We start from the raw sequence: 22,555 nt of genomic DNA on the forward strand, positions 1-22,555 counted from the left end.
ACCGTTCGCGCGTCTTCCTTGCTACGGGCGTTGGTCAATTCCGGTGCCCGTTACCGTTCTCGATCGCGGCGATCATCAGATCCACCGCCGAGCCGATGGGCGCGATGATGGGGATGTCGAATTGCGTGCGCAGATATTCTGCTGCCTCGCCCAGCGGCCCGCCGCCGATGATCACAGCTTCCGCGCCGTCCTCGATGCACTGCCTCACCGCGGCTGCCAGCTCGCAGCGCAGGCGTTCCGCATCATCGGCAAGCTTGACCGGATCGCCCGGCGTGCAGCGTATGCCCGTATAGAGGTGTTGAAGCCCCAGGCTTGCGGCACGCGCCGCTATGGCTTCGGCCAGATCCGGTGTGACGGTGGCGACGCCGAATTTGCGTCCGCCCTGCGAGGCGTCGATCATGGATGCCTCGCAGATGCCCATGACCGGCACCTGCAGGTTTTCCTTGAGGTGGACGACGCCGGGGTCGCCATAGGCACTGACGATGATGCCGATGCAGCCCGCATCCTGCGCCCGGCCGATCTCGATGACCTGGCTTGCCGAGGCGGTAAGCTGGGTTTCGTTGACGATCATCGAGGGGCTGCGGGTTGCCGTGGCGGCTTCCAGCCGAAGCCGCCCATCCGCTTTGCGGCGGGCAATGGCCAGCATCATCCCCGTGGTCGCTTCCGAGCTGTTGGGATTGATCAATAGGACATGAGGGGACGATGCTTGCATTGTCAGGCCTGTTCTCTGGCGATTTTGGTAAAATCGACGGTCGGGGTTTCGGATTCGGCCGGTTGGGTCAGGTCTTCCATGGAACGGCCATAGGTCTCGGGCCCGAGCTGAATGCAGAAGGCGAAGACCGCATACATCGAGGCAGCGAGGCCGAAGACCCCGAGCATGCCGAGATTGTCGAAGAGGAAGCCCGCCAGGGTCGGCACGACCGAGCCTGCGGCCGAGCCGCTCGCCAGGATCAGCGCCACGCCGAAGCCGCGAATGCGGGTTGGATAGAGTTCGGGCGCATAGATCCAGATCGAGGTGTTGAGCAGCAGCACGAAGAACTGGAAGAGCGCGCCGAAGAACAGCACCAGATAGAGACTGTTCCCCAGACAGACGATGGCCAGGGCTGCCGCGCAGGCACAGACGGAGCCGATGCTCAAGACCCTCTTACGCGGGAAGTAATAACCGAACATCGAAGCGGTGATCGCCCCCAGCACGCTGCCGCTCTGGATGATCATGCTGAAGAGCAGGCTGCCGGAGAGCGTGTGGCCCATCGACATGAAGATCATCGGCATGAGGGTGAGCACGGAAAGCTGTGCCCCGTAGCTCATCAGGATCGCGATCGCCACGGGAATGGTGCGTCCGAGATAGGGTGCCTGGAACAGCTCCCGCCAGCTGCTTTTCGCAGGCTGGTCGCTGCCGTCTTCGGGTTTCGACAGATAGGCCTTGATCCGCAATTCCTTCGGGCGCAGCGAGCCTGAGGCCAGGATGGAGAGCACCTTGTTGGCTTCGTCGATCTTGCCCTGCGAGGCCAGGAAACGCGGTGTTTCCGGCACGTAGCGGCGGAAGAACACGACGAGGAAGGCCGGGATCGCCAGCACACCGAAAAGCCAGCGCCAGGCGTCGTCCCGCGCGAACAGGGTGAAGACCACGAGCCCGAAGGCGGGGGCGAGGAAGTTCCCGAAGCCGCCGGCGCCGACATTGACCAGGCCTGCCGCGGTGCCGCGGAATTTCGGCGAGCAGAACTCGGCAAGCATGGTGACGGCCGTGGAGATCTCGCCGCCGACTCCGAAACCGACGATGGCGCGCGCGATGCAGAGCACGCCGAAGCTCGGTGCAAGCGCGCAAAGCGCAGACCCGAGCGTGAACAACAGCAGATTGATGGTCAGCATGACGCGGCGGCCGTAGCGATCGCCGAGGATGCCGGAGAGGAGGCGACCCGCAGCCGCACTCGCGAAGGTAATGGTGTTCAGGAAACCGATGTCGGCGCCGGTGAGGCCCCATTGCGCCTTCAGCATCGGCGCGATCAGCCCGATGGTGTTCTGCTCGAAGGCGTCGAACAGACATCCGATCAGGATGAGTGCGAGAATCTGCTTGTGGGCCGTGGTGACGCCGATCGTCCCCAACGCCTGTTCCATCTGCTTTTGTACCGGCGACGATGCGCCGGATGGGATCATCTGTTCCCCTGCCATGGCGATTTAATCCTCTGGATGACGTTTTGAAATTATTTTTTCATAGTTAAACTCAAAGAAAATATTTTTGCAATTGGTATTTTTGTTTCTTGTTCAGGGCGCCGATTTGTAAGGATTTTGGGCGATGTGATTGTACAAGCGGTCAAAATCTCTTACTGCTCAGAGCGCCCTGAAAATGAGATTTCAGCTGTCTTGGCCATGCAGTCTACCGAGAGATCATTCCTGACCCGCGTGCGGGACGTCCTCGACGAGCTTCCGCCGGCCGAACGGCGGCTTGGGGAATTCGTATGTGATTTTCCCGGTGAACTGGCGAGCTACTCGGCATCGGAACTGGCGACCTTGGCCCATGTCTCCAATGCCACCGTGACGCGGTTCGTGCGCCGCCTGGGCTATGAGACCTACGAGGAATCGCGTCGCCACGTCCGCCAGGAGAGGCAGACCGGATCGCGGCTGTTTCTTTCCAGTGCGGCTGATGCTGTTGCCGGCCAGTCGCTTTCCAGCCATGTCGGCCAGGCCATCGCCAATCTGGAGCAGACCTTTCTGTCGATCCGCGAAGCCCAGATCGATGCGGTGGTGGATGCCATGCTCGGCGCGCGCAGGACCTGGGTCGTGGGTTTTCGCTCCAGCCAGCCCTTTGCCGCCTATCTGCAATGGCAGATGCTGCAGGTCATCGACAATATCGTCGCCATCCCCGGCCCGGGCCATACACTCGGCGAATATCTGGCGAGCATTGCAGCGGACGACGTGGTGGTGGTTTTCGCCTTGCGCCGCCGCATTGCCAAGCTGGACGATATCCTGGCCGCCATCGAGAGGAGGGGCGCCAAACTGCTCTACATCACCGATGAGGGCGCGCCTCTGCGCTCCTCGGCACAATGGCATTTTCATTGCCAGACCCTGGCGCCCGGCCCCTTGTTCAACCACACGTCGGTGATGGCGCTGTGCCATCTCATCACCACCCGCGCCATCGAGAAAGCCGGTGCCGCCGGGCGCAGGCGCCTGCGCGACATCGAAACCTTCGGGGATGCGCTCGAGGAACTCTAGCTGTGTCAGGAGGACCGGTGCCCAGAGCAGTGCAGTTGCCTTGGGAAAGACGCTCCGATTTGTCACAGCCGGGCTTGACCCGGCTATCCGGAAGCCATGTGCGCAAGCGGCCAAGACGCCGGATTACCGGGTCAAGCCCGGCAATGACAAAGCTCGCGCCAACTCAAAGATCCGTAGGTCAATTGCAGGGGTTCTAGGGGCGATATTGGAACCTGTTGCCGAGAAGGTCTCCTCTCCCGCGAATGGCTATTGCCTTTATACCATCCTACCTCCAGCATGAGGGCTCATCGGCACAGGGGGGCTGCATGTCGTTGCTCGGCGCGTTTCTGATCGGCGTGGTCGCGGGGCTGCGCACCTTCACCGCTCCTGCCGCCGTGAGCTGGGCGGCCTATCTGGGCTGGCTGCCGCTGGACGGCACGCCGCTGGCCTTCCTCGGCCATCCCGTCACAGCCTATGTCTTCACGGCGTTGGCCCTGCTGGAGTTCGTCGGCGACCAATTGCCCTCGACGCCCAGCCGCACGGTGCCGATGCAGTTCGGCGCCCGCCTCGTCAGCGGTGCCTTCAGCGGGGCTGCGATCGGATTGGCCGGCGGTTCCTGGCTGGTCGGGCTCGTCGCCGGCGTGGTCGGTGCCATCGTCGGCACGCTGGGCGGCCATGAGTTCCGCCGGCGCCTAGCACTTGCCTTTGGGCGCGACCTGCCGGCCGCCCTTGTCGAGGACGCCGTGGCGGTCCTCGGGGCGCTTCTGATCGTCAGGGCGCTGGTATGAGCACCGCGTTCGACGCCATCATCATCGGGGCCGGCCAGGCCGGACCGTCCCTGGCTGGCCGCTTCAGTTCGGCGGGGCAGCGTGTCGCCGTGGTCGAGCGCAAGCATGTCGGTGGAACCTGCGTCAATACCGGCTGCATGCCGACGAAGACCCTGGTGGCCAGCGCCTATGCCGCCCATCTCGCGCGCCGCGCCGACGATTATGGCGTGGTGCTGGGCGGCGGCGTCGGCATCGACATGAAGAAGGTCTGGGCCCGCAAGCAGGCGGTGACCATGAACGCGCGCACCGGGCTGGAGGACTGGCTCGGCGGCATGCCGGGCTGCAGGCTGATCCGGGGCCATGCCCGCTTCACCGGCCCTCATGAGATCGAGGTCGATGGCGAGCGGCTGAACGCGCCGAAAATCTTCCTTAATGTCGGCGGGCGGGCTCTGGTGCCCGACATGCCGGGGCTCGATGGCATCGATTATCTCACCAACACCTCGATCGTGGAGCTCGATACGCTGCCCGACCATCTCATCGTGATCGGCGGGAGCTATATCGCGCTCGAATTCGCGCAGATGTATCGCCGCTTCGGCTCTGAGGTCACGGTGATCGAGCGAGGACCACGCCTGACTTCGCGGGAGGACCCCGATATTTCCGATGCCATCCGCGACATCCTGGCCAAGGAAGGCATCGATATCCGCCTCGGGGCGACACAACTCGCCTTTGCTTGCGATGGCGGCGGGGTTGCCGTCACCGTGGCGGGGGAGGGGCAAAGTCCCATGCGGATATCGGGCTCGCATGTGCTTGTCGCCGTCGGCCGGGTTCCCAATACCGACGATCTCGGCCTGGACAAGGCCGGCGTGCACACCGATGAGCGCGGCTATGTCATCGTCGATGATGAGCTGCGCAGCAACGTCGAGGGCATCTGGGCGCTCGGCGATTGCAACGGCAAGGGCGCCTTCACCCATACCTCCTACAATGACTACGAGATCGTCGCCGCCAATCTGTTCGATGCCGATCCGCGCCGGGTCAGCGACCGCATCACCGCCTATGCCCTCTATATCGATCCGCCGCTCGGACGCATCGGGCAGACCGAGGAGGAGGTGCGCCGGTCCGGACGGAAGGCCCTGATCGGCAAGCGGCCGATGACGCGGGTCGGCCGGGCGGTCGAGAAGGGCGAGACGCAGGGCTTCATGAAGGTGATCGTCGATGCCGACAGCTATGCCATTCTCGGAGCGGCCATCCTCGGTGTCGGCGGTGACGAGGTCGTCCACGGCCTGCTCGACGGCATGTATGCCAAGGCGCCCTACACCACCATCCAGCGCGCCGTGCATATCCATCCGACCGTTTCGGAGCTCGTGCCGACCATGATCGGCGAGATGCAGCCGCTGGTGTAAGAGGGGAGCGTCATCCCGGACGCATCCACACAAGCTTTTGCTTGTGTGTGGCAGCACGTAGTGATGCGGTGCAGTCAGACCAAACCAAAGGTTTGGTCCGGGGACCGCTATGTGAAGCTGGTTCTGCATACGGTCCCGTGTCTGCGTCCCAGCATTTCATGCTGCGCCGCGCACGGGATGACCAAGCTCACCTAATCCCCCAGAGGTTCCATCTCCTTGCCGGCACGGCGGATCTGCACATTATATTTGATACGGCGCAGCGTCTCGCGGGCCGAGCCGCCGAGCTTGTAGCCGGTCGCTGTCGCCATCAGGTCGATCAGCGTCAGGAAGGCAAAGCGCAGGGCCGTGGGCTTGAGCGTGTCGGGGAATTCGGGCACGGCCACGGTCAGCCTCACGTCGCAGGCGCGGGCGAGATCGGTGTCGGGCGCGGTGACACAGATGGCGGTGGCCCGGTACTGGCGGGCGATCTCCACCGCCTCGACGACTTCGCGCGTGCGCCCGGTCGCCGAGATCGCGATCACCACGTCCCTCGGCTTCAGGGTCGAGGCCGTCATGCGCATGACATAGGGGTCGCAATGGGCCGATACCGCGACGCCATAGCGAAACAGGCGATATTGGGTTTCCTGCGCCAAGGCGGAGGCGCTGCCGCCCAGGCCGAAGACGGCGATCTGGCGGGCACCGGCGATCAGGTCGGCCGCCTTCTGCAGTTCAGCGGGATCGAGCTGGCGCTCGGTTTCCTGGATGGCACGATGGGCCTCACCGAATACGGCATTCCAGTACGGCAGTTCCGGGGCCTGGTAGCCGGCATTGGTGCCCGGCTTGCCGAGATAGAGCCCGCCAACCACTAGGCTCTGCGCCAGGCGCAGCTTGAAGTCCCTGACGCCCTCGCAGCCGATGGCGCGGCAGAAGCGAGTGACGGTGGGTTCGCTCACTCCGGCTCGCCTGGCAAGCTCGCCATTGGAGGCGGCGACGGCGGCCTCGACATCTTCGAGCACCACATCTGCGACGCGCCGCTCGGCCGGGCGGAGCTCGCGATAACCGTCCTTCACCAGGGAAATGATGTCCGGGATATGGGTCATGCGCTCGGAAGCGGCGCTGCCCGGCTCACTCGCCTTGCCGTGCCGGGACGCTCGCTTCCTGTCCTGGCTCATCAGGCGTTTCTCCCTGGGATTAAAGTGTGCACCGTCGCGGGACAGCGTGATCCATGTAGGAAAGTAACACAACCTTCATGTTGCAATAACACAAGATAATTCCGATAGATAGAAGGTATTTCGGTGCGCTGGTCCTGCAATGGTCCTACCATATGCTTGACACTAAAGTAGGATAGTTACACAGTGCCGACTGCGATGAGATGGCCCTTGAGGGCCACGGCGCATTCTCCGAGGGATGGAATGAAAACGGGGCTGGCATCACACCCGAAGCTTGCCGTGCGGGAGGCGAGCAAGGTCTATCACACCGCTTCGGGCAATCTCGTTGCGCTGGACCGCTGCAGCATCGACATTCAGGCCAACCAGATCGTCTCCATCGTCGGTCCCTCGGGCTGCGGCAAGACCACCTTGCTGTGGTCGATGTCGGGTCTTCACCGCCTCTCCAGCGGCGAGATCAGGCTGGACGGGAAAGCGATCACCGGCCCGCATCCCGATATCGGCCTCGTCTTCCAGGACGCCAACCTGCTGCCCTGGCGCAACCTCGACGCCAATATCGCCTTTCCCTTCGAGATCAAGGGCACCCGTCCCGACCGGGCCTGGATCGAGCATCTCCTGCAACGCGTCGGCCTTGCCGGCTTCGGAGGCAAGTTTCCGCGCGAGCTTTCCGGCGGCATGCAGCAACGGGCCTCCATCGTGCGTGCTCTAGCGCTCAAGCCTTCGGTCTTGCTGATGGACGAGCCCTTTGGTGCCCTCGACAGCTTCACGCGGGAGGAGATGAACAGGCTGGTGGAAGAGATCTGGCTGGATAGGCCGACAACCATCGTCTTCATCACCCACAGCATCGAGGAGGCCATCTTCCTCTCGGACCGGGTGATCGTGATGAGCGCCAGGCCCGGGCGGGTGGCAAGGGAATATCAGGTGCCCTTCGCGCGCCCGCGCTCCCTGGAGATCATGGCCACCAAGGAGGTCTTCGACCTGCAGAACGCCATCAAGCTGGACATCGTCGGCGGCCGCGCCAGCCAGACGCAGGCGCCGCTGCGCAGCGCCGTGGCCGCAAGCTGAGGATATCGCCGTGAGTGACGCCGTTCCCCAATTTTCCAAGGCGAAGTCCGGCGATGGCCGGGATGTCAGCCTCACCAATCTGTCGGCCTTTTCCTCCGGCCCCGGCATCAAGTCCGGCTTCGAGATTGCCGCGATCATCGCGGTCGCGGTGATCCTGATCGGCGGCGCGGAGGTGGCGCTCCGGCTGTTCAAGGTGCCGCTCTATATCATGCCGCCGCCGAGCGCGATCGCCACGGCGCTGTTTACCGAGTTTCCGCTGATCCTGCCGCATCTGGGCTATACGCTGGTGGAATTGGGTGGCGGCTTTGCCATCGGTGCCTGCATCGGCCTGATCCTTGCCGCTTTGATCACCCAATTTCCTTTCGCCGAGAAGATCATCGCGCCCTATATCCTGCTGCTGGTCACCACGCCGATGCTGGCCTTGGTGCCGCTGCTCATTCTGCGCTTCGGCTTCGGCTATACGCCGAGGATCATCGCGGTGGCGCTTGCCGCCGGCCCGATGGTGATGATCAACGCGGCGACCGGCTTCCGGCGGGTCGACAATGCCAAGATCGCGCTTGCCCGTTCCTATGGCGCCTCGACGCTGCAGATCTTCTGGAAGATCCGCGCACCGATGGCCCTGCCGATGATCCTGGTCGGCCTGATGATCGGCGCCATCTTCGGCCTGCTGACGGCTGTTGGCGCCGAGATGGTCGGTGGCGGCTTCGGGCTCGGCAACCGTCTGACCACCTATTCCTCCATGATCCAGATGCCGCAATTCTTCGCGGTGGTGCTGGTGCTCTCCATCCTCGGCATCCTGATCTACGTGCTGTTCTTCCTGATCGGCAAGAAATGGGCGAGTTGGGAAGCCTGAGCAGGAAAGCGGGCGATGGCAAAGCGTTAGAACGAACAAACCACACACCATTCGAACTGCCGGAAACAGGCGGGATGCAACCGGAGGAAAGCCGTGACGAAGAACGAGATCGTATCGACAATGCCGGGCATCAACCGGCGCTATTTCCTGCAGGTGGGTGCCGGCGGCCTGGTGACGGCGACGGCCCTCGGCGCCTCCGGCCTGCTGGCGCCGGCCCGTGCCGCAGCCTATGAGAAGTTCACCTGGATCTCGCCGCGCGGCACGCTGGAAGTGCTCGACGACTATCCCTATTGGGCGGCGAAGAAGGCCGGCTATTTCGGCGATCTTGCCACCGACATGCAGCCTGGCCCCTCCGACGGTACGGCGACGGTGAAATTCGTCGATGTCGGCCAGGCCGACATGGGGTTCCCGTCTCCGGGCGTATTCTCCTTCGCCATCCAGAACGGCATGAAGCTGAAATCCGTGTTCCATATGGGTGCGCGCGACACCTTCAGCTTTGCCTTCCGCAAGGGCGAGGGCACCAAGGATCTCAAGACGCTGGAAGGCAAGACCATCCTGCTCGGCTCGGCCGCCTGGCAGGCGATCACCGATCCGCTGCTCGCAGCCCAGGGCGTCGACGTCAAGAAGGTGAAATATGTCGAGGCTGGCTGGCCGACCTGGGGCACGGCACTGGCCGGCGGGCAGGGCGATGCCGCCCTGTCCTGGGAAGGGCTCAGGGCGGAATGGATCGCCAAGGGGCTCAGCTTCGACTACTGGCTCGGCGTCCAGCATTCGAAATTCCCGGCCAATACCTTCGTGGTGCGCAGCGCCGATCTCGAAGATCCCGACCGCAAGGCCTTCCTGGAGAAATATCTGCGCGGCTGGGCCATGGGCCTGGAATTCGGCTACCAGAACCCGCGCGCGGCGGTGGAGGCGGTGTTCGAGCAGTTCCCGACGCTCGCCAGCAATCTCGGCCCGGAACTCGGCACCACCTCGATCCTGCAGCAGGTCAACGTCTTCCGCGGCGACATGGACAAGCGCGGCGGCTGGGGCTGGCACGACATGGCGAGCTGGCAGGGTTTCTTCGACCAGATCCACAAGATCGGCCAGATCACCGCACCGGTGAAGGCGGAGGACGTGCTCACCAACGACCTGATCAAGCCGGCCAATGATTTCGACAAGGCCAAGGTCAAGGCCGACGCCGATGGCGCCAAGCTTTCGGACGGCTTTGCCAAGGTCGACGTCGAGAAGATCAAGGCGAACCTGTTCAACGGGGCGCTGTAGGGGGAATGTGGTTCACATAGGGAGGTAACGCTGCGATTTGTCATAGCCGGGCAGGTATTAACCGAGGCCGACATTTGTTGAGCATAGAGATTTGAAACCTGCTTCCGTGATCAATCTTATCATTAATCAAAACTGCCTCGATCCAATCAGCGCACCAATTGTTGGCGTTCGAGGGCGGGATAGAAGGCCGTTGGTAGGTCATGCTGAACATAGTTTTGGCTGGCGTGCGCTGCTTCCCTAAGATGGGCGATAAACTCCTCGATGGATGCTAGGCGCGCCGGATGTCGAAGTTGGTGAGTACGCCTAAAGAAACGCCAGCGTTGACTACCGAACCAATCGGCAGCGTCTACAAAAGCCCATCTCCAGAAATAAATACCACCACTGGTTCTGCGATCCCCAATTGCCCTGGTAGAAGGGCACCGTCGAGAATACGAACCGGCGCATGCGCCGGTGGCTACCGAAGGAGGTCGATCCTCTGTCCCACGATGAGCAGCATCTTCGCCAATTGTGCCACCTCAACTCTATGCTCCGCAAATGCCCGAGCTTCCAAACCCCGGCCGAGATCTTCCGCCGAAAGCCGATGGCAGCCCGGCGATGAAGGGGCTATCCTGCACCTATCCCCCAGCAGCAGTTCGACGAGAACTCACAAACCCCATTAGAAAGGTCGCACACCTCCCCGTTACACACGTCACTTTTTCCCCGGCGTTGTGCCTGGCCAGTTGCGTGCGATGACGGTGTTGCCGATGAGCAGAATGGAAGCCGACTGAGTTCACGTCTTGCGACAGCTTCAGAGCGCGCCGCCAACCGAAGGAATCCCACTAAATTTGCGAGGACCAGTTGTAACTTTCTTTTTGAAACTCTGCCAACTGATTATAATCGTCGCTTTTCCAGTTCACATCAAGATCTGCCGGAATCATGCCGTTCAACCCGGCATCTAGCTCTGCGGCTCGAGAAAGAACCATATTCGCCGCAGTAACAATTGCTAGTTCCAGATTCAATTTTTGAATCTCTAAAGGAGCCCTTGCATCATACGCGCTCTCAAAGGCCGCCAATATTCTATCCAATGCACCATTTTTCGATGCTTGAACCTTTTCAGCTTTTGAAACCATGGACGACTCTATGTAAAAATAACCCCTCGAGCATACAGCCGGTTTGGCTAGGTCTCGTGTAGCAAAGTTGTTAGCAGGACCCAACTTTGATCGCAAGAATGTCGTTCAAGTCGCCGTCATCTATGTGGCACAGATGTTCGAGGCGGCCATCCGTTAGGCCGCGCATCATCGTTCCACGAACCGCCGGCCACTCGTACTGCTCACCGATGACCATATCGATTATGGGCGAAAGGACCTGAAGGCGACCAAATCCAGAGGAACCCGTTAGGGTTCCGGTAGGCGTGGCCCACCCCAGGCCAAAAGACATCACCGTCCCACAAATCGCTCACGAGACTCCCGAATCAAGCGTTTGGATGGTGCCGTGACCGCTCACACTGATTATTAAGCTAGGTCGGCTTACTGAGCTTACTGGCGCGAGGAAGCCGTTGAGGAAACCGGCAGAGTTGGTGTAGGCAACAGGAGTTCCGGCGATCTCACCCTCGATCGTCGCATAAGGGGGCCTCACCTGGCCGAGAAAAGACAACGAAGGAACGAAAGTCAGCCGTGGTAATTCCCTCCAAAGCGACAACCCTGACCTACGCCCCCGACGACATCGTCATTCGTTCCGCCCTGCATCGGCGAGTGCTGCAAATCGGCCTGCCCCGTTTTGCCTTGCGCAAAGTCGCCAAATGGTCGCGCCACCGTTACGGCGCACGGGACGATTTTATGCGAGCAGCGGTCAAGCAACGCTTCGGTATCCGCGTCGGCAAGTACAGCTACGGATACCGCCCGCTCTGCACCAAGCAATCCAAGATTGGCGAAATCGGTGCTTTTTGCTCGATCGCTACCGAGATCAAGGTCTCCGGCGGCAACCATCCTCTCGATCTCGTCTCGACCAGCCCCGCCACCTATCTCGAAGGCTGGGGCATCGTCGACGAAACGATCGACCGCCATTCCCCGAAGAGTGGCCCGATCGTGATCGGACACGATGTCTGGATCGGTATGGGGGTAACCCTGATGACCGGCATCACCATCGGGCATGGTGCGGTGATCGCCGGCGGCGCTGTTGTCACCAAGGACGTGCCGCCCTACGCCATCATGGGCGGCGTGCCCGCCAAGCTGATCCGCTATCGCTTCGATGACGACACCATCGAAAAATTGCTGGCCAGTGCCTGGTGGTCCTGGCCGGACGAGGCGATTAGGGCCAAGGCGTCGCTGCTGCGGGATCCGGCCGCGTTCGTGGCGCAGCTTTGACTAATTAAAGGGCATCGATCCTCGCCATGCCAGCGCTCAATTTGAATTGTTAGGCAATATCGAACCCAGTAGATATGGCGTTCAGCTTGGCATCACAGACTCGGATGCTAAGCGGTTACGCCACCACTCAACGGTCTCAGACAGTCGTTCACGGATGGACTTGATTGGTCGGAAGCCCACCTCATCGCGAAGCCGTATAATGTCGGCCACAATTCTAGCTGGCTCGTTCGGGCGATCCGGCAACGCACCAAACCGTAACTCGCCAATACCCCCCATAGCCGCGTGAATTTCGTGGGCCAGCTCCCTGAGCTGCAATGCTTGACCGGACGCGATGTTCACCTCACCCCGCACATTAGATAGCGCAAGTGCGGCAAAAGCCTCTCCGGCATCGCGTACATCTGTAAAGTCTCTGACTTGCTGGCCTGATGACATCAATGCTGGTCGTCCAGCCAAGAGGCTAGTTATAATCGACGACACCAATCTGTTCGGATGCTCGTTAGGACCGAAGAGAAAAAACAACCGCCCCCAGGCGAATTCAAATCCGCTTACACTCGCGAACTCGTCGGCAATTCGACGCGTCGCATCTTTGGATACAGCATAGAGCGTGTTCGGATTAATTGCGGTCGTAGCCTCGCTACACACTAAATTCGACGACAGGTCGTATTCCATGCATGTTCCTGCACAGACCATACGGCGGACACCCATTTTTTGGGCGGAAGCGACGAGTCGAATAGTGGCTGCCGCCCAATCAAGGTTCTCAGCGGCATGCCAGAACTTTCCATGCTCCACATTCCAGGCCAGATGAAGAAGAACCTCAGGTTTTGCTATATCAAGGGCAGTATCTATCGTCTCCTTTTCAAATAGATTGCCCACAATAACCTGACAGCCAGGGATCGTTACAGAGCTGCGCGATGTCACAAATACCTCGTGCCCCGCCGCAACGAGGGCAGCCGCAGCCCACCTCCCTACAAAACCCGTCCCACCAGTAACAAGTAAGCGCATGACTATGCTTCTTAGCTTCCAACTTAGAATTCGCTGCCATAGGCAGCTCCGCCCGATTGGCGGAGTATCTTCCTCTTGATCACCTTGCGCAGCTTATAAACTCTGCGATCGACATAAAGCGGCAGAACCGCGCGCAGCATACCCTTCTGTATCCGGGAATATGGCGACCGGCTGATGTATCTTTGGCATTGGGCAGCAAACAACCTACGAAGCGACATCATTTCGGCTACTGCAGGTTTCACGCCCTTCTTTGGCGAATACGTCTTTGCAACAAGCCTTTGAACAAAAATTGCCTCAGGGACGATTGCAACTGCCATTTTCAGAAGGGATGGAAACAAAATGAGATGATCGAGAGCCCATGGATGTGGAAAAGCAGCCCAGCACTCCTGAAAATCTGCAAGAAGCGGATCGCGACGCCACAGGCCATAGAACCAGCCAGCGTGAGAGTTGAACATCAGTTGAACAATAGCTGGGACAGCGGACTTGTGAGCAAATGTTCTAGGCACACTGATGCGTGTCTTCTCGTTGCGTGAGATGGTGTGCGTTGTGGGCACCGCCACGTTAGCGCCAGGGCTCGCCACGAGAGCATTGTAAAGTTTTTCGATATAGTCAGGCGAGCACAAATCGTCGTGCGCTCGCCACATCACAAATTCTGTTTCACAATCTTGTAATACACTCAAGAAATTAGGCATTGCCCGAATGTTCTGAGGATGCCGAATATACTTTACTCGAACATCCTTTTCAGCGAATTCTTGAGCAATTTCTCGTGTATTATCTTGTGACGCATTATCATAAACGCGGATCTCAATATCCACCAGCGTCTGCGTAACCAAGCACTCTAGGCACTCCCGGAGTTGGTCTCCGCCATTGTAAACGGGAACACCAACAATCACCTTCGGCATAGCGCATCCTGTCCTGCTGCCGAGCCATGTCGCACCGACCACGCGTGAAGAAGGCCGTTTTCCCCAATGAGTCAAGTGCGCCTCCTCGCTCAGACAACACACTTAACATTCGCAAAAGCCCCCCTTCTAGCCAGTGTAGAGCTGTAAGCCGCTTGCGGCCGCGCCAAGCCATGGCAGCGCAGCAACGGGGATTATCGCCAATCTAGATTAATATTTCTGATACCTAATTCGGAAATCCGCCGACGAAGGTCATCCGTTTTTTGCTCTAAGACTTTTGAAAATCGCTCATGAGTTTCTACAATAATTAAATCAATATTTTTATATATGCCACTATCTATAATAGATTCTAAAACTTCGACTTCATATCCTTCAATATCCAATTTCAATATTCGAACCTTCTCCTCAAGGGATTGAATATACTGCACTAAATCGACAATCTCTATATTCTCAATCGACGCATCGCCGTGGATGTCCCTTTTCACCAGAGAAGAAGAGATTGTATTGTCTAAATTGCCGGCGAAAGCATGAGATGTCTGATACAACGTCGCTCGTCCAGCCTGCCCCCCGACAGCTTTTGGCTCGATTCTCAGTCGAAGATTAGAGCCAAGGCGGCTTATTAGAGCAATCAAAGCAACCGGATCTGGTTCAAACGCTATAACCCGCATACCCTTCGAAAGAAAATACTCAGACACTTCACCTACATTTGCGCCGCAATCGATAACCAACGACCCCTGGGGAATTGATCGCACAGTTTTTCTGAGAATATAGGTTGCCCCCTTAAATTTATTCTTTTGACTAACTCGGTATCTTCGATAAACATGCCACTTAAGCCAACTAGAAAAATACGACTCTTTGAATTCAAGCATGGCACCTCCTTGTTACCAGGAACAATCGATCATACACCAAAGAGCCTAGGTATGCGTTGGCTCACTCGATTTGCCGCCCTTCTGAGACTAACTACGAATGACCGAAAAGTATTGGTTGATTTGGGTTGAAGAGGATCCTTACTGCCAACGATATATAGTTTAGGTGTTCCAAATGCATGAGGGTCATCGACAATATTGGGCTCAAACACCTCGTGCTCCTTTCTTACAAATAAATCGTACATATAGCCTACATTTTTTGGAGGAAGCCCGAGGTTTTCACAAATGGCAGAAAAGTCCTCTGCATTCCCGCTCCAGAGAACCTCAATGAGCTTCTGCCTCCCTCCGGCCGCTTCGGTAATGCGCCTCCAATGCTCGAATGTCCTACGGTGACGGGTGATGTTATCAAGTTTTGCCTCGAATTTTTCTCGTGAGCGAACGGGAAAGTGCGCGCACGCGAGGCCAAGGAATTTTCCTCTCATTCCCACGAGTATCCGGCCGGTCTTGGAGTAAACGCGATGCTGCCCAGTCTCAACGACAATATCGTGATGCCAGCGAAAAATTACCTTCCCAACTTTTGTGCTACTTTGAGTCCCAACCAGAGGTTCCATTTGCATGAACTCAGGTATAGACATATTTTGAAATTGTATAGGATGAACATGTATCCAATCAAGTTGAACGAAATCAACGTTGAAATCATCCAAGTCGACAGTTACATCACCTGGAATATATACAAAATCATCCGCATCTATCGGTATGATCCACTTCGCCTTGAATATCCCTGCGGCGAAGTCGGAAAGGGCTGTTTGGGTATTAGATTGGTTGTTAAACGACATATTCTCCCGAAAGTCGTCCACAAGGAAGAGCCGAACATCCGGGTGATCGTCCCGGAATCTATATATTTCATCCTTAGTTCGGTCTTTAGAATCATTGTCGGCGATAACAAACTGTTTTACGCCGTAGCTATATAGATTTTCGAGACAAAAATAGATTATGTCTTCTTCATTCTTTACCCGCCCCACGCAGGCAATTTCCTCCGGATTAGCAAATGATGCCAAGATACCCCCCTCTATCTTTTGTCCGCAACCTGGAAATTTCCAGTACTAACTATAACTAATTCCCCTACCTTCAATTTCCTGGATTTAAGCTGTGATTTTCGAATCGTACAGATCGGATACGCCGCGGCACATTGACAGCAGTTTTGGTTACAACGTGCGGAACCCTGATTAGAGCGAATTCAGTCGGTGCGAGGAAGATTTCCCCAACGAAATCATCGAAGCTAAAGGCGAAACCGTCTTAAAGCGAAGGAACTGAGATTTTTGCGCCCTCTAAGGACGTTCAAATGCTGGTTGTCTGGGTTTACGATGCGGCTCAATCACGAAGACCCAGATATCCGAGTCATGTTTGCGATGTTGCGGCTTCAGGACTTCCGTAACGCAATAGCGACCGCCAGAAAACTGGAGAATTGTGAAAGGAAGAATCTCTGGATCTATGCCAAGAGGATCAAGGGCCGTAACAGCCCGTTCAGCATGGGAGGTCGTATGTTCGATGAACAACGCTCCGCCGGGCACGAGTTGCTCAATCCACGTGTCGAATGCTTTCTTGGGATCATAAGCATGATCATGCGAGTTCGTGTAAACAAAATCGAATTGGCCAATCCACTCGTGTTTCGAGTCGTGAAAGTCCCATTGGGTTAGGCCAAATTGCGGTGCCGTATCAGAGATGTCGGTCCCGACTATTTCAGCACTGAGATATTTTCGAAACCAGCCGAGTTCGGTCCCATTCCTCGACCCATGACAAAGTCCGCGGCGTATGACGTTACCATCCTTCACGAGATAATCGCATATTAGGTGGATCGTCGTTTCGTCGGCCCAAACATTGGACAACTTGGCCTTGTTGCCTTCAATCTGGATCGCCTTATATTCGTCGTAGCTATTGTACGAGAGCAATCTGTATCCTGCCGAGCTCCTTTCGATCGCGTGACTTTCTATGGTGTATCCATGTTTTTTCAAATATCGCGATGCGACCTTTTCCAGAATTTTCAATTTCGACAGGCCCCCAGAGCTCAGCTGATGATCGATCTCACTGCAAGTGATTCTAGCGGCGTAAGTTTCAATTTTCTAGACGATCAGAAGCAGCTAACCCGCCTGCTCGTTATCTCGATGCCAAATGTGACAATCTGAAACTTGTTTTATCCAATGAATCAGCAGCGGATGCCAGGGCTAGGCACTTCCGAAGTATTTGAAATTTCATACGATTCTTTGTTTTGCCATCCTTTGCAACTCTCCTCGAAGGTACGAAACGAGAAATCGCTGCCGTCACCTCTCCTTCAAGGCCTCACTCGCGACCTCGACTAGGGGCGAGAAGACATATTCGAGGATCCTGCGGCTATCGGTCTTGATCTCGACGGTGGCTGCCATGCCGGGCGTGAGCGTAACGCGATGGCCATCGGCATCCATCATCTCGCGGTCGGGGGTGAGCGTAACCGGGAAGACCAGATTCTGCGTGCGCTCGGCTCCAGCAAAGGTTGACTTGGCGATCTGCGCGGCCGGATTGCCCTCAAGCTGCGCGGCATCGGGTTCGGGAATGGCATCGGTCGCCACCCTGGCGACCTTGGCGTTGATGGTGCCATAGCGGGTGAAGGGGAAGGACTGGATCTTCACCACCGCTTCCTGCCCGGGCCTGACGAAGCCGATATCGGTGTTGAGCACATAGACCTGAAGCTGAAGCTTGGAGTCATCCGGCACGATGCGCATCACTTCCTGGCCGGGAACGACGACCTGGCCGATAGTACCGATGACGGAGGCCTGCACCGTTCCCGAGATCGGAGCGAGAATGGTCTTGCGTTCGCGCTGGGCCGTGGCTTTCGCGAGCTTCTGGGTCAGGTCGTCGATCTGCCGCTCGGCGTCCCCGAGCTTGACGGCATTGTCGGAGACGAAGGTTTCGACCGTCTTGTCGATCTCGCGCGCCAGCACCTCGGCGCCGGATTCAGCCTCAGCCAGTTCGCCTTGGTGAATGGCCAGTTGCGTGATCTGATACTTCAAGGTCTCGGTAGCATCAATGACACTGGCCTTGGTCACCGCCTGCTTGGCTTCGGCCGTCGAGCGCATGGTGACACGCTCCTGAAGGGTGGCAATAAGGGACTGCTGGGTCTCGACGGTCTGCAGGCTGCGATCCCGCGCGATCAGCTTGGCCTGGCGCTGGGCTTGGAGCGAGGCGAGGCTTGAACCGAGCTGGCTGAGATCGGAGTTGAGGATGTGCTGCTCGCGGCCGCGGAGCAACTCTGGAATGTCATCGGCCCAGGGGATGGAGGGAGGCGGCGTCAGCTTGCGCTGGTGCGCGGCATCGATGGCCACGCGCCGCCGCGCTGCTTCGGCTTGGAAGGAGGCCAAGCTGCGGGTGAGCCCTGCCTCTTCCGCCAATTCCTCGGTGGCGTCGAGTTCGAGAACCACATCGCCCTGCTTGACATGGGCACCGTCAACGGGCGGCAGGGTTTTGACCTTGCCCGCCTCCAGCGGTTGGATGATCTTGACCTTGCCTGTCGGTTCGAACTTGCCCTGCGCCACCGCGATGATGTCGATGCGCCCAAAATAGGACCAGAGCAGGGAGACCACCACGAAGGCGCAGATGATCACGATCAGGGCCATTCGCACCGGCGAAGGCGGCGTCTCCAGGATCTCCAGGGCCGGAGCCAGGAACTCCTGGTCCGAACGGCGTGGCTTGAGGCGCTTGGGCGGCCTGGGGATGGGCTGGCCGGCATTGGGCGGCGGAGACTGCGCGTTCATTCGGCCTCACCCTCTTGTTGTGCGTAGCTTGAGGGGCCACTTTGGCATCGCACGGGCGGTGCGATTATGGCTGTCATTCTGGCTGTCCTCGATGGCTCCGGCTGCTGGGCCGGTCGCACCGCCACATCCGTTCGACCGCTGATTACTCGGTGCCCCAGATGGCTATGTAAGGCAGTGCCGGCGCGACGGGTGGTGCTCGATGATGAAGCACGGCGCGAGGAGAGGAGATGCGGTATTTTGCGGGTATCGATATAGCTAAGGAACTTCACTGGATTTGCGTGGTCGACGAGAATGCCCTCGTCCTGATCGATCGGGCGCTTCCCAACACCCAGGAAGCCGTCGACACGCTTTGCAGTGATCTGCGTGGGCTGAAGGGCGAACTCGTCGTGGGCCTCGATGTCATGGGCTCGGTCGCCTCCTTCCTGGAAGCTGCCCTTGTGGCGGCAGGCTTCCATCTGGTCCATGTGCCTGGCATCGCGGTCAATCGTGCACGTGTCAGCTTCGCTGGCGGCGAGACCAAATCCGATCCCAGGGATGCTCGGGTCATTGCAGAGCAGACGCGCATACGGCGAGATTTGCGTACTGTCGCCTTTGACGACGAGACCACGATCGCCATTCGCGTCCTCATTGGCCGGCGCCGCGACCTCACCCAGGACCAAACCAAACGTATCTCTCGCCTGCGACGCCTGGTGGGCGCCGTGCATCCCGGACTTGAAAAGTCTCTGGACTTCAGGAGCTGGGGTGCGCTGCATCTGCTTAGCCGCTTTGTCACACCTAGCGAGATCCGTCGTGCCGGAGTAGACGGCTTGATGGCGCATATCCAACAGCGCCCGAAGCTGCGCCGGAATCTGGTGGAGATAGCGCTCAAAGCAGCTACGGCTCAGCATACCTTCGTGCCGGGCGAGACAGCGATGGCTGACATGGCGCGTGAACTGGCCAGCGAAGCAATCGCTGTCAAACTGCGCCTTGCCCGGCTCGACCAACAATTGGAAGAACGGCTCACCGTCCACCCTGATGCCGCCCTCATCCGCAGCCTGCCCGGAATGGGGGCTATCCTCACAGCCGAGTTCATCGCTGCGGCGGGCAACATCGTGCGCTTCAAATCCGCGGACGCTATGGCCGCTGCCGCAGGGCTTGCGCCGGTGCTGCGCCAATCCGGAAAAAGCCGCACTTGGCGACGAACCTTCGGTGGCGACAAGGACCTCAAGCGCGTCTTCTTCCAGGGCGCTTTCTGCGCCTGCACAACCGGCGACCCGATCTCCCGAGCTTTCTATCAGCGCAAGCGGCGCGAAGGTAAACACCATACCCAGGCTATCATCGCTCTCGCTCGTAGACGCGTGAATGTGCTTTGGACCATGCTCAAGACAAGAACCGGCTTCGATCCCAAACGTGCTGTTGCTGCTTGACAGGCGCATTACTCAGCTGCCTCCATCCTGTCGTTCTGCAAAGCCCACAGCCGGGCATAGACGCCGTCGGGCCTGGCCAGCAGCTCGGCATGGCTGCCGATCTCGACGATGCGGCCATCCGCCATGCCGACGATGCGGTTGCAGGGCCTGACGGCGGCGAGGCGATGGGCGATGATGATGACGGTGCGCCCCTGGACGATCTGGCGCATATTGGTCTGGATCACCCGCTCGCTCTCATAGTCGAGCGCCGAGGTCGCCTCGTCGAAGATCAGGATCGGCGGATTGGTGGCAAGGGCCCTTGCAATGGCGATGCGCTGACGCTGGCCGCCGGAGAGATTGGCGCCGCGCTCCTCGATGATGGTGTCATAGCCGGCCGGCAGCTTGGCGATGAACTCGTCGGCGCCGGCAAGCCTGGCGATGGCGATGACATTGGCGCGCGGCAGAGCCGGATTGGCGAAGGCGATGTTGTCGTGGATGGAGCGGTTGAACAGGAGGTTCTCCTGCAGCACCACGCCGATCTGGCTGCGCAGCCATGCCGGATCGACCTGGGAGAGATCGGCGCCATCGAGCAGCACCTGGCCTTCCTCGGGCGTATAGAGGCGCTGGATCAGCTTGGTCAGGGTCGACTTGCCCGAACCCGAGGCGCCGACGATCCCGATGACCTCCCCAGGCTGGACGGCCAGCGAGACGGACTTCAACACTTCGGGTGAGCCGGGCCGGTAGCGGAAGGTGACATTCCTCATCTCGATCAGGCCACGGGGCGGCGGCAATACCAGGCTGGTCTGGGGCGAGCGTTCCGTTGGGGTGTTGAGGATGTCGCCGAGCCGATCCATCGAGATCTTGACCTGCTGGAAGTCCTGCCAGATCTGGGACAGGCGCAGCACCGGCTGCGTCACCTGGCCGGCGATCATGTTGAAGGCGACGAGAGCTCCGACAGAGAGCTCGCCATCGATCACCGCCTTGGCCCCGAACAGCAGCAGCAAGGCGGTGGAGAATTTGGAGACATATTGGATAGCATTCTGGCCACCGGCCGCCAGCATGGTCGCGTCGAAGGACGTCCTGACATAGGCGGCCAGGCGCTCCGACCATTGGGCATGCATCACCGGCTCGACCGCGCCGGCCTTCACCGTCTGGATGCCGACCACCGCCTCGACCAGGAATTGCTGGGAGATGGCGCCGCGGTTGAACTTCTCCTCGATCATCTTGCGCAGGGAAGGTCGCACCGCCACGGCGATCAGGATGTAGAGTGGGATCGAGCCGATGACGATGAGAGTGAGCTTCCCGGAATAGGCCCAGAGCACCGCGATGAAGACGATGGTGAAGACGAGGTCGATGGCCGAGAACAGTCCTTGCCCGGTGAGAAAGTTGCGGATGGTCTCCAGCTCACGCACCCTTGCCACCGTCTGGCCGGCCGAGCGTGTCTCGAAGTACCCCAGAGGCAGGCGCAGGAGATGGCCGAACAGTTTTTGGCCGAGCTCGACGTCGATGCGGTTCGTGGTGTGGGAGAGAGCATAGCTGCGTAAGTACTGCAGCACCACGTCGAACAGGCCGATGATGGCGATGCCGGCGACCAGCACGAACAGGGTGGAATAGCCCTTGTGGGAGAGGACCTTGTCGACCACGACCTGGAAGAACAAGGGTGTCACCAAAGCGAAGATCTGCACGAAGAGCGAGGCCAGCAGCACATGGGCGAGCGGCTTCCTGTAGCGCCAGAGCGAAGGCAGGAACCAGCCAAGGCCGAAGGAGCGTGGATCCGAGCCCGCCCCGCGCAACCGCCGGCCGATCAGAACAACCTGGCCGCCGATCTCGGTAAGCACGGCCTCGAGGGGTAGTTCGCGGTCGATGCGGGTGATGGGATCGACCAGGCGGAACTTGCCACTGGGGTTCTTGCCGCCGAAGACCTGGAAGGAGCCATCGGTCACCCGCACGATCGCCGGCACCGGGATGGTCTCCAGGCGCTTGGGCGTGAGCCGACCCACGATACGCGCCTTGAGGCCGATCATCGTGGCCGCGCGCACCAGATCGCGTTCGCCGGCCATGCGCCCGGTCAAAGCGAGTTCTCCGGCCAGATGCTTGGGGTCGGCGGCGATGCGGAAGAAGGCGGCAATGCCGCACAGAGCCCTCAAGCCGGAATCGAGCGGCTCGGTTGGGGAAGCAGAGGCGGAAGCTTGGTCCATGAAGACTCGGAGAGAAACAACGGAAAACGCCGCAGGCCGGCGCGCCTATCGGGAGGACGAACCCCAGCCGCCATGGGTAGGCTCGCTGCCACTGCCAGAGGCCAGAAACCGGCTCTGGAAGGGATCGTGGTGCGGACCGATCGTGGCCGAGCCCGACTGGGTCCAGGAGGCCAGCGTGTTGATCCAGCCATCGAAGACGCTCTGCAGGGCGTCCGATGCCGGTGTCGAGGCAGGCTGGGCATGCGCTTCGCCAAACCAAGGTGAGGTGCCAGAGCTGCCGCGCACGGGTTCGTAGACGAAATGGCTGTGGTCGCCACCGACTACCGCACTACGCCCATAGGCGGCAGCATGCCAAACGGAGGAAGGTTCTTCGTTGGGAGAGGATTGGCCGGCTTG

20 protein-coding genes are annotated in these 22,555 nt (G+C 59.3%); 8 read left to right on the forward strand and 12 right to left on the reverse strand.

The window, feature by feature from the left end:
* Window positions 1-34 precede the first annotated feature (34 nt).
* Window positions 35-712, reverse strand: a complete 678-nt coding sequence (locus QM672_RS03140; protein ID WP_367626620.1) for an aspartate/glutamate racemase family protein — start codon at window positions 710-712, stop codon at window positions 35-37.
* Window positions 713-714: 2 nt separating this feature from the next.
* Window positions 715-2,169, reverse strand: a complete 1,455-nt coding sequence (locus QM672_RS03145) for an MFS transporter (RefSeq protein WP_415080581.1) — start codon at window positions 2,167-2,169, stop codon at window positions 715-717.
* Window positions 2,170-2,367: 198 nt separating this feature from the next.
* Here QM672_RS03145 and QM672_RS03150 point away from each other — a divergent pair, with 198 nt between their 5' ends.
* From QM672_RS03150 to QM672_RS03160, 3 genes are all read left to right on the forward strand, one after another.
* A complete protein-coding gene (locus tag QM672_RS03150; protein WP_367626636.1) occupies window positions 2,368-3,210 on the forward strand; it encodes a MurR/RpiR family transcriptional regulator in 843 nt (280 codons plus the stop codon).
* A gap of 305 nt (window positions 3,211-3,515) precedes the next feature.
* Complete coding sequence (locus QM672_RS03155) at window positions 3,516-3,977, forward strand: DUF4126 family protein (protein ID WP_149251715.1); 462 nt, start codon at window positions 3,516-3,518, stop codon at window positions 3,975-3,977.
* The gene (locus tag QM672_RS03160) at window positions 3,974-5,356 is read left to right on the forward strand and encodes an FAD-containing oxidoreductase (RefSeq protein WP_415080582.1); all 1,383 of its coding nucleotides are present in this window, start codon (window positions 3,974-3,976) and stop codon (window positions 5,354-5,356) included. The genes QM672_RS03155 and QM672_RS03160 overlap by 4 nt, the downstream gene beginning before the upstream one ends.
* Window positions 5,357-5,547: 191 nt before the next feature.
* Here the strand turns inward: QM672_RS03160 and QM672_RS03165 are convergent, their stop codons facing one another.
* Window positions 5,548-6,435 (reverse strand): MurR/RpiR family transcriptional regulator, encoded by an 888-nt coding sequence (locus QM672_RS03165; protein WP_311942427.1) that lies wholly within the window; start codon window positions 6,433-6,435, stop codon window positions 5,548-5,550.
* 312 nt (window positions 6,436-6,747) lie between these two features.
* On the opposite strand from QM672_RS03165, the gene QM672_RS03170 reads away from it, so the two are divergent.
* The 3 genes from QM672_RS03170 to QM672_RS03180 all read left to right on the forward strand — a co-directional run bounded on the left by QM672_RS03170 (window position 6,748) and on the right by QM672_RS03180 (window position 9,682).
* Window positions 6,748-7,566: an ABC transporter ATP-binding protein gene (locus QM672_RS03170; RefSeq protein WP_415080583.1), complete on the forward strand. Its 819-nt coding sequence runs from the start codon at window positions 6,748-6,750 to the stop codon at window positions 7,564-7,566.
* Between the two features lie 10 nt (window positions 7,567-7,576).
* On the forward strand, window positions 7,577-8,419 hold the full coding sequence (locus tag QM672_RS03175) for an ABC transporter permease (protein ID WP_246683813.1): 843 nt from the start codon (window positions 7,577-7,579) through the stop codon (window positions 8,417-8,419).
* Between the two features lie 120 nt (window positions 8,420-8,539).
* Window positions 8,540-9,682, forward strand: coding sequence for an ABC transporter substrate-binding protein (locus QM672_RS03180; protein ID WP_415080733.1), 1,143 nt, complete (start codon window positions 8,540-8,542; stop codon window positions 9,680-9,682).
* 818 nt (window positions 9,683-10,500) lie between these two features.
* Here QM672_RS03180 and QM672_RS03185 read toward each other — a convergent pair.
* Entirely contained in the window at window positions 10,501-10,791 is a 291-nt protein-coding gene (locus tag QM672_RS03185; protein WP_415080584.1) for a hypothetical protein, read from the reverse strand.
* A 543-nt stretch (window positions 10,792-11,334) separates the two neighbouring features.
* Between QM672_RS03185 and QM672_RS03190 the strand changes: the two genes are divergently transcribed.
* Window positions 11,335-12,024 (forward strand): CatB-related O-acetyltransferase, encoded by a 690-nt coding sequence (locus tag QM672_RS03190; protein WP_415080585.1) that lies wholly within the window; start codon window positions 11,335-11,337, stop codon window positions 12,022-12,024.
* Between the two features lie 81 nt (window positions 12,025-12,105).
* On the opposite strand, the gene QM672_RS03195 is transcribed toward QM672_RS03190, so the two are convergent.
* The 6 genes from QM672_RS03195 to QM672_RS03220 all read right to left on the reverse strand — a co-directional run bounded on the left by QM672_RS03195 (window position 12,106) and on the right by QM672_RS03220 (window position 18,576).
* On the reverse strand, window positions 12,106-13,026 hold the full coding sequence (locus tag QM672_RS03195) for an NAD-dependent epimerase/dehydratase family protein (protein WP_415080586.1): 921 nt from the start codon (window positions 13,024-13,026) through the stop codon (window positions 12,106-12,108).
* A 23-nt stretch (window positions 13,027-13,049) separates the two neighbouring features.
* On the reverse strand, window positions 13,050-13,928 hold the full coding sequence (locus QM672_RS03200; protein ID WP_415080587.1) for a glycosyltransferase family 2 protein: 879 nt from the start codon (window positions 13,926-13,928) through the stop codon (window positions 13,050-13,052).
* Between the two features lie 191 nt (window positions 13,929-14,119).
* Window positions 14,120-14,794 carry an FkbM family methyltransferase gene (locus QM672_RS03205; RefSeq protein WP_415080588.1) on the reverse strand — a complete coding sequence of 225 codons (675 nt, stop codon included), beginning with the start codon at window positions 14,792-14,794 and terminating at the stop codon, window positions 14,120-14,122.
* Window positions 14,795-14,823: 29 nt separating this feature from the next.
* Window positions 14,824-15,849, reverse strand: coding sequence for a glycosyltransferase family 2 protein (locus QM672_RS03210; RefSeq protein ID WP_415080589.1), 1,026 nt, complete (start codon window positions 15,847-15,849; stop codon window positions 14,824-14,826).
* A gap of 270 nt (window positions 15,850-16,119) precedes the next feature.
* Window positions 16,120-16,836 carry a hypothetical protein gene (locus QM672_RS03215; RefSeq protein WP_415080590.1) on the reverse strand — a complete coding sequence of 239 codons (717 nt, stop codon included), beginning with the start codon at window positions 16,834-16,836 and terminating at the stop codon, window positions 16,120-16,122.
* A gap of 273 nt (window positions 16,837-17,109) precedes the next feature.
* Window positions 17,110-18,576 (reverse strand): HlyD family type I secretion periplasmic adaptor subunit, encoded by a 1,467-nt coding sequence (locus tag QM672_RS03220; RefSeq protein WP_415080591.1) that lies wholly within the window; start codon window positions 18,574-18,576, stop codon window positions 17,110-17,112.
* 227 nt (window positions 18,577-18,803) lie between these two features.
* On the opposite strand from QM672_RS03220, the gene QM672_RS03225 reads away from it, so the two are divergent.
* Window positions 18,804-19,982 carry an IS110 family transposase gene (locus tag QM672_RS03225; RefSeq protein ID WP_415080592.1) on the forward strand — a complete coding sequence of 393 codons (1,179 nt, stop codon included), beginning with the start codon at window positions 18,804-18,806 and terminating at the stop codon, window positions 19,980-19,982.
* A gap of 8 nt (window positions 19,983-19,990) precedes the next feature.
* On the opposite strand, the gene QM672_RS03230 is transcribed toward QM672_RS03225, so the two are convergent.
* Entirely contained in the window at window positions 19,991-22,159 is a 2,169-nt protein-coding gene (locus tag QM672_RS03230) for a type I secretion system permease/ATPase (RefSeq protein WP_415080593.1), read from the reverse strand.
* A gap of 45 nt (window positions 22,160-22,204) precedes the next feature.
* Complete coding sequence (locus tag QM672_RS03235; RefSeq protein WP_415080594.1) at window positions 22,205-22,444, reverse strand: hypothetical protein; 240 nt, start codon at window positions 22,442-22,444, stop codon at window positions 22,205-22,207.
* Window positions 22,445-22,555 lie beyond the last annotated feature (111 nt).

Source organism: Labrys sp. (in: a-proteobacteria) (assembly GCF_047605565.1).
GTDB lineage: Bacteria > Pseudomonadota > Alphaproteobacteria > Rhizobiales > Labraceae > Labrys > Labrys neptuniae.

Bases quoted from the DNA above. Each gene is read 5' to 3' on its own strand.
- QM672_RS03160 (WP_415080582.1), top strand. From the start codon at position 3,974: ATGAGCACCGCGTTCGACGCCATCATCATCGGGGCCGGCCAGGCCGGA.
- QM672_RS03200 (WP_415080587.1), bottom strand. From the start codon at position 13,928: ATGCCGAAGGTGATTGTTGGTGTTCCCGTTTACAATGGCGGAGACCAA.
- QM672_RS03180 (WP_415080733.1), top strand. From the start codon at position 8,540: ATGCCGGGCATCAACCGGCGCTATTTCCTGCAGGTGGGTGCCGGCGGC.
- QM672_RS03230 (WP_415080593.1), bottom strand. From the start codon at position 22,159: ATGGACCAAGCTTCCGCCTCTGCTTCCCCAACCGAGCCGCTCGATTCC.
- QM672_RS03145 (WP_415080581.1), bottom strand. From the start codon at position 2,169: ATGGCAGGGGAACAGATGATCCCATCCGGCGCATCGTCGCCGGTACAA.
- QM672_RS03150 (WP_367626636.1), top strand. From the start codon at position 2,368: ATGCAGTCTACCGAGAGATCATTCCTGACCCGCGTGCGGGACGTCCTC.
- QM672_RS03165 (WP_311942427.1), bottom strand. From the start codon at position 6,435: ATGACCCATATCCCGGACATCATTTCCCTGGTGAAGGACGGTTATCGC.
- QM672_RS03170 (WP_415080583.1), top strand. From the start codon at position 6,748: ATGAAAACGGGGCTGGCATCACACCCGAAGCTTGCCGTGCGGGAGGCG.
- QM672_RS03185 (WP_415080584.1), bottom strand. From the start codon at position 10,791: ATGGTTTCAAAAGCTGAAAAGGTTCAAGCATCGAAAAATGGTGCATTG.
- QM672_RS03155 (WP_149251715.1), top strand. From the start codon at position 3,516: ATGTCGTTGCTCGGCGCGTTTCTGATCGGCGTGGTCGCGGGGCTGCGC.
- QM672_RS03140 (WP_367626620.1), bottom strand. From the start codon at position 712: ATGCAAGCATCGTCCCCTCATGTCCTATTGATCAATCCCAACAGCTCG.
- QM672_RS03195 (WP_415080586.1), bottom strand. From the start codon at position 13,026: ATGCGCTTACTTGTTACTGGTGGGACGGGTTTTGTAGGGAGGTGGGCT.
- QM672_RS03205 (WP_415080588.1), bottom strand. From the start codon at position 14,794: ATGCTTGAATTCAAAGAGTCGTATTTTTCTAGTTGGCTTAAGTGGCAT.
- QM672_RS03225 (WP_415080592.1), top strand. From the start codon at position 18,804: ATGCGGTATTTTGCGGGTATCGATATAGCTAAGGAACTTCACTGGATT.
- QM672_RS03220 (WP_415080591.1), bottom strand. From the start codon at position 18,576: ATGAACGCGCAGTCTCCGCCGCCCAATGCCGGCCAGCCCATCCCCAGG.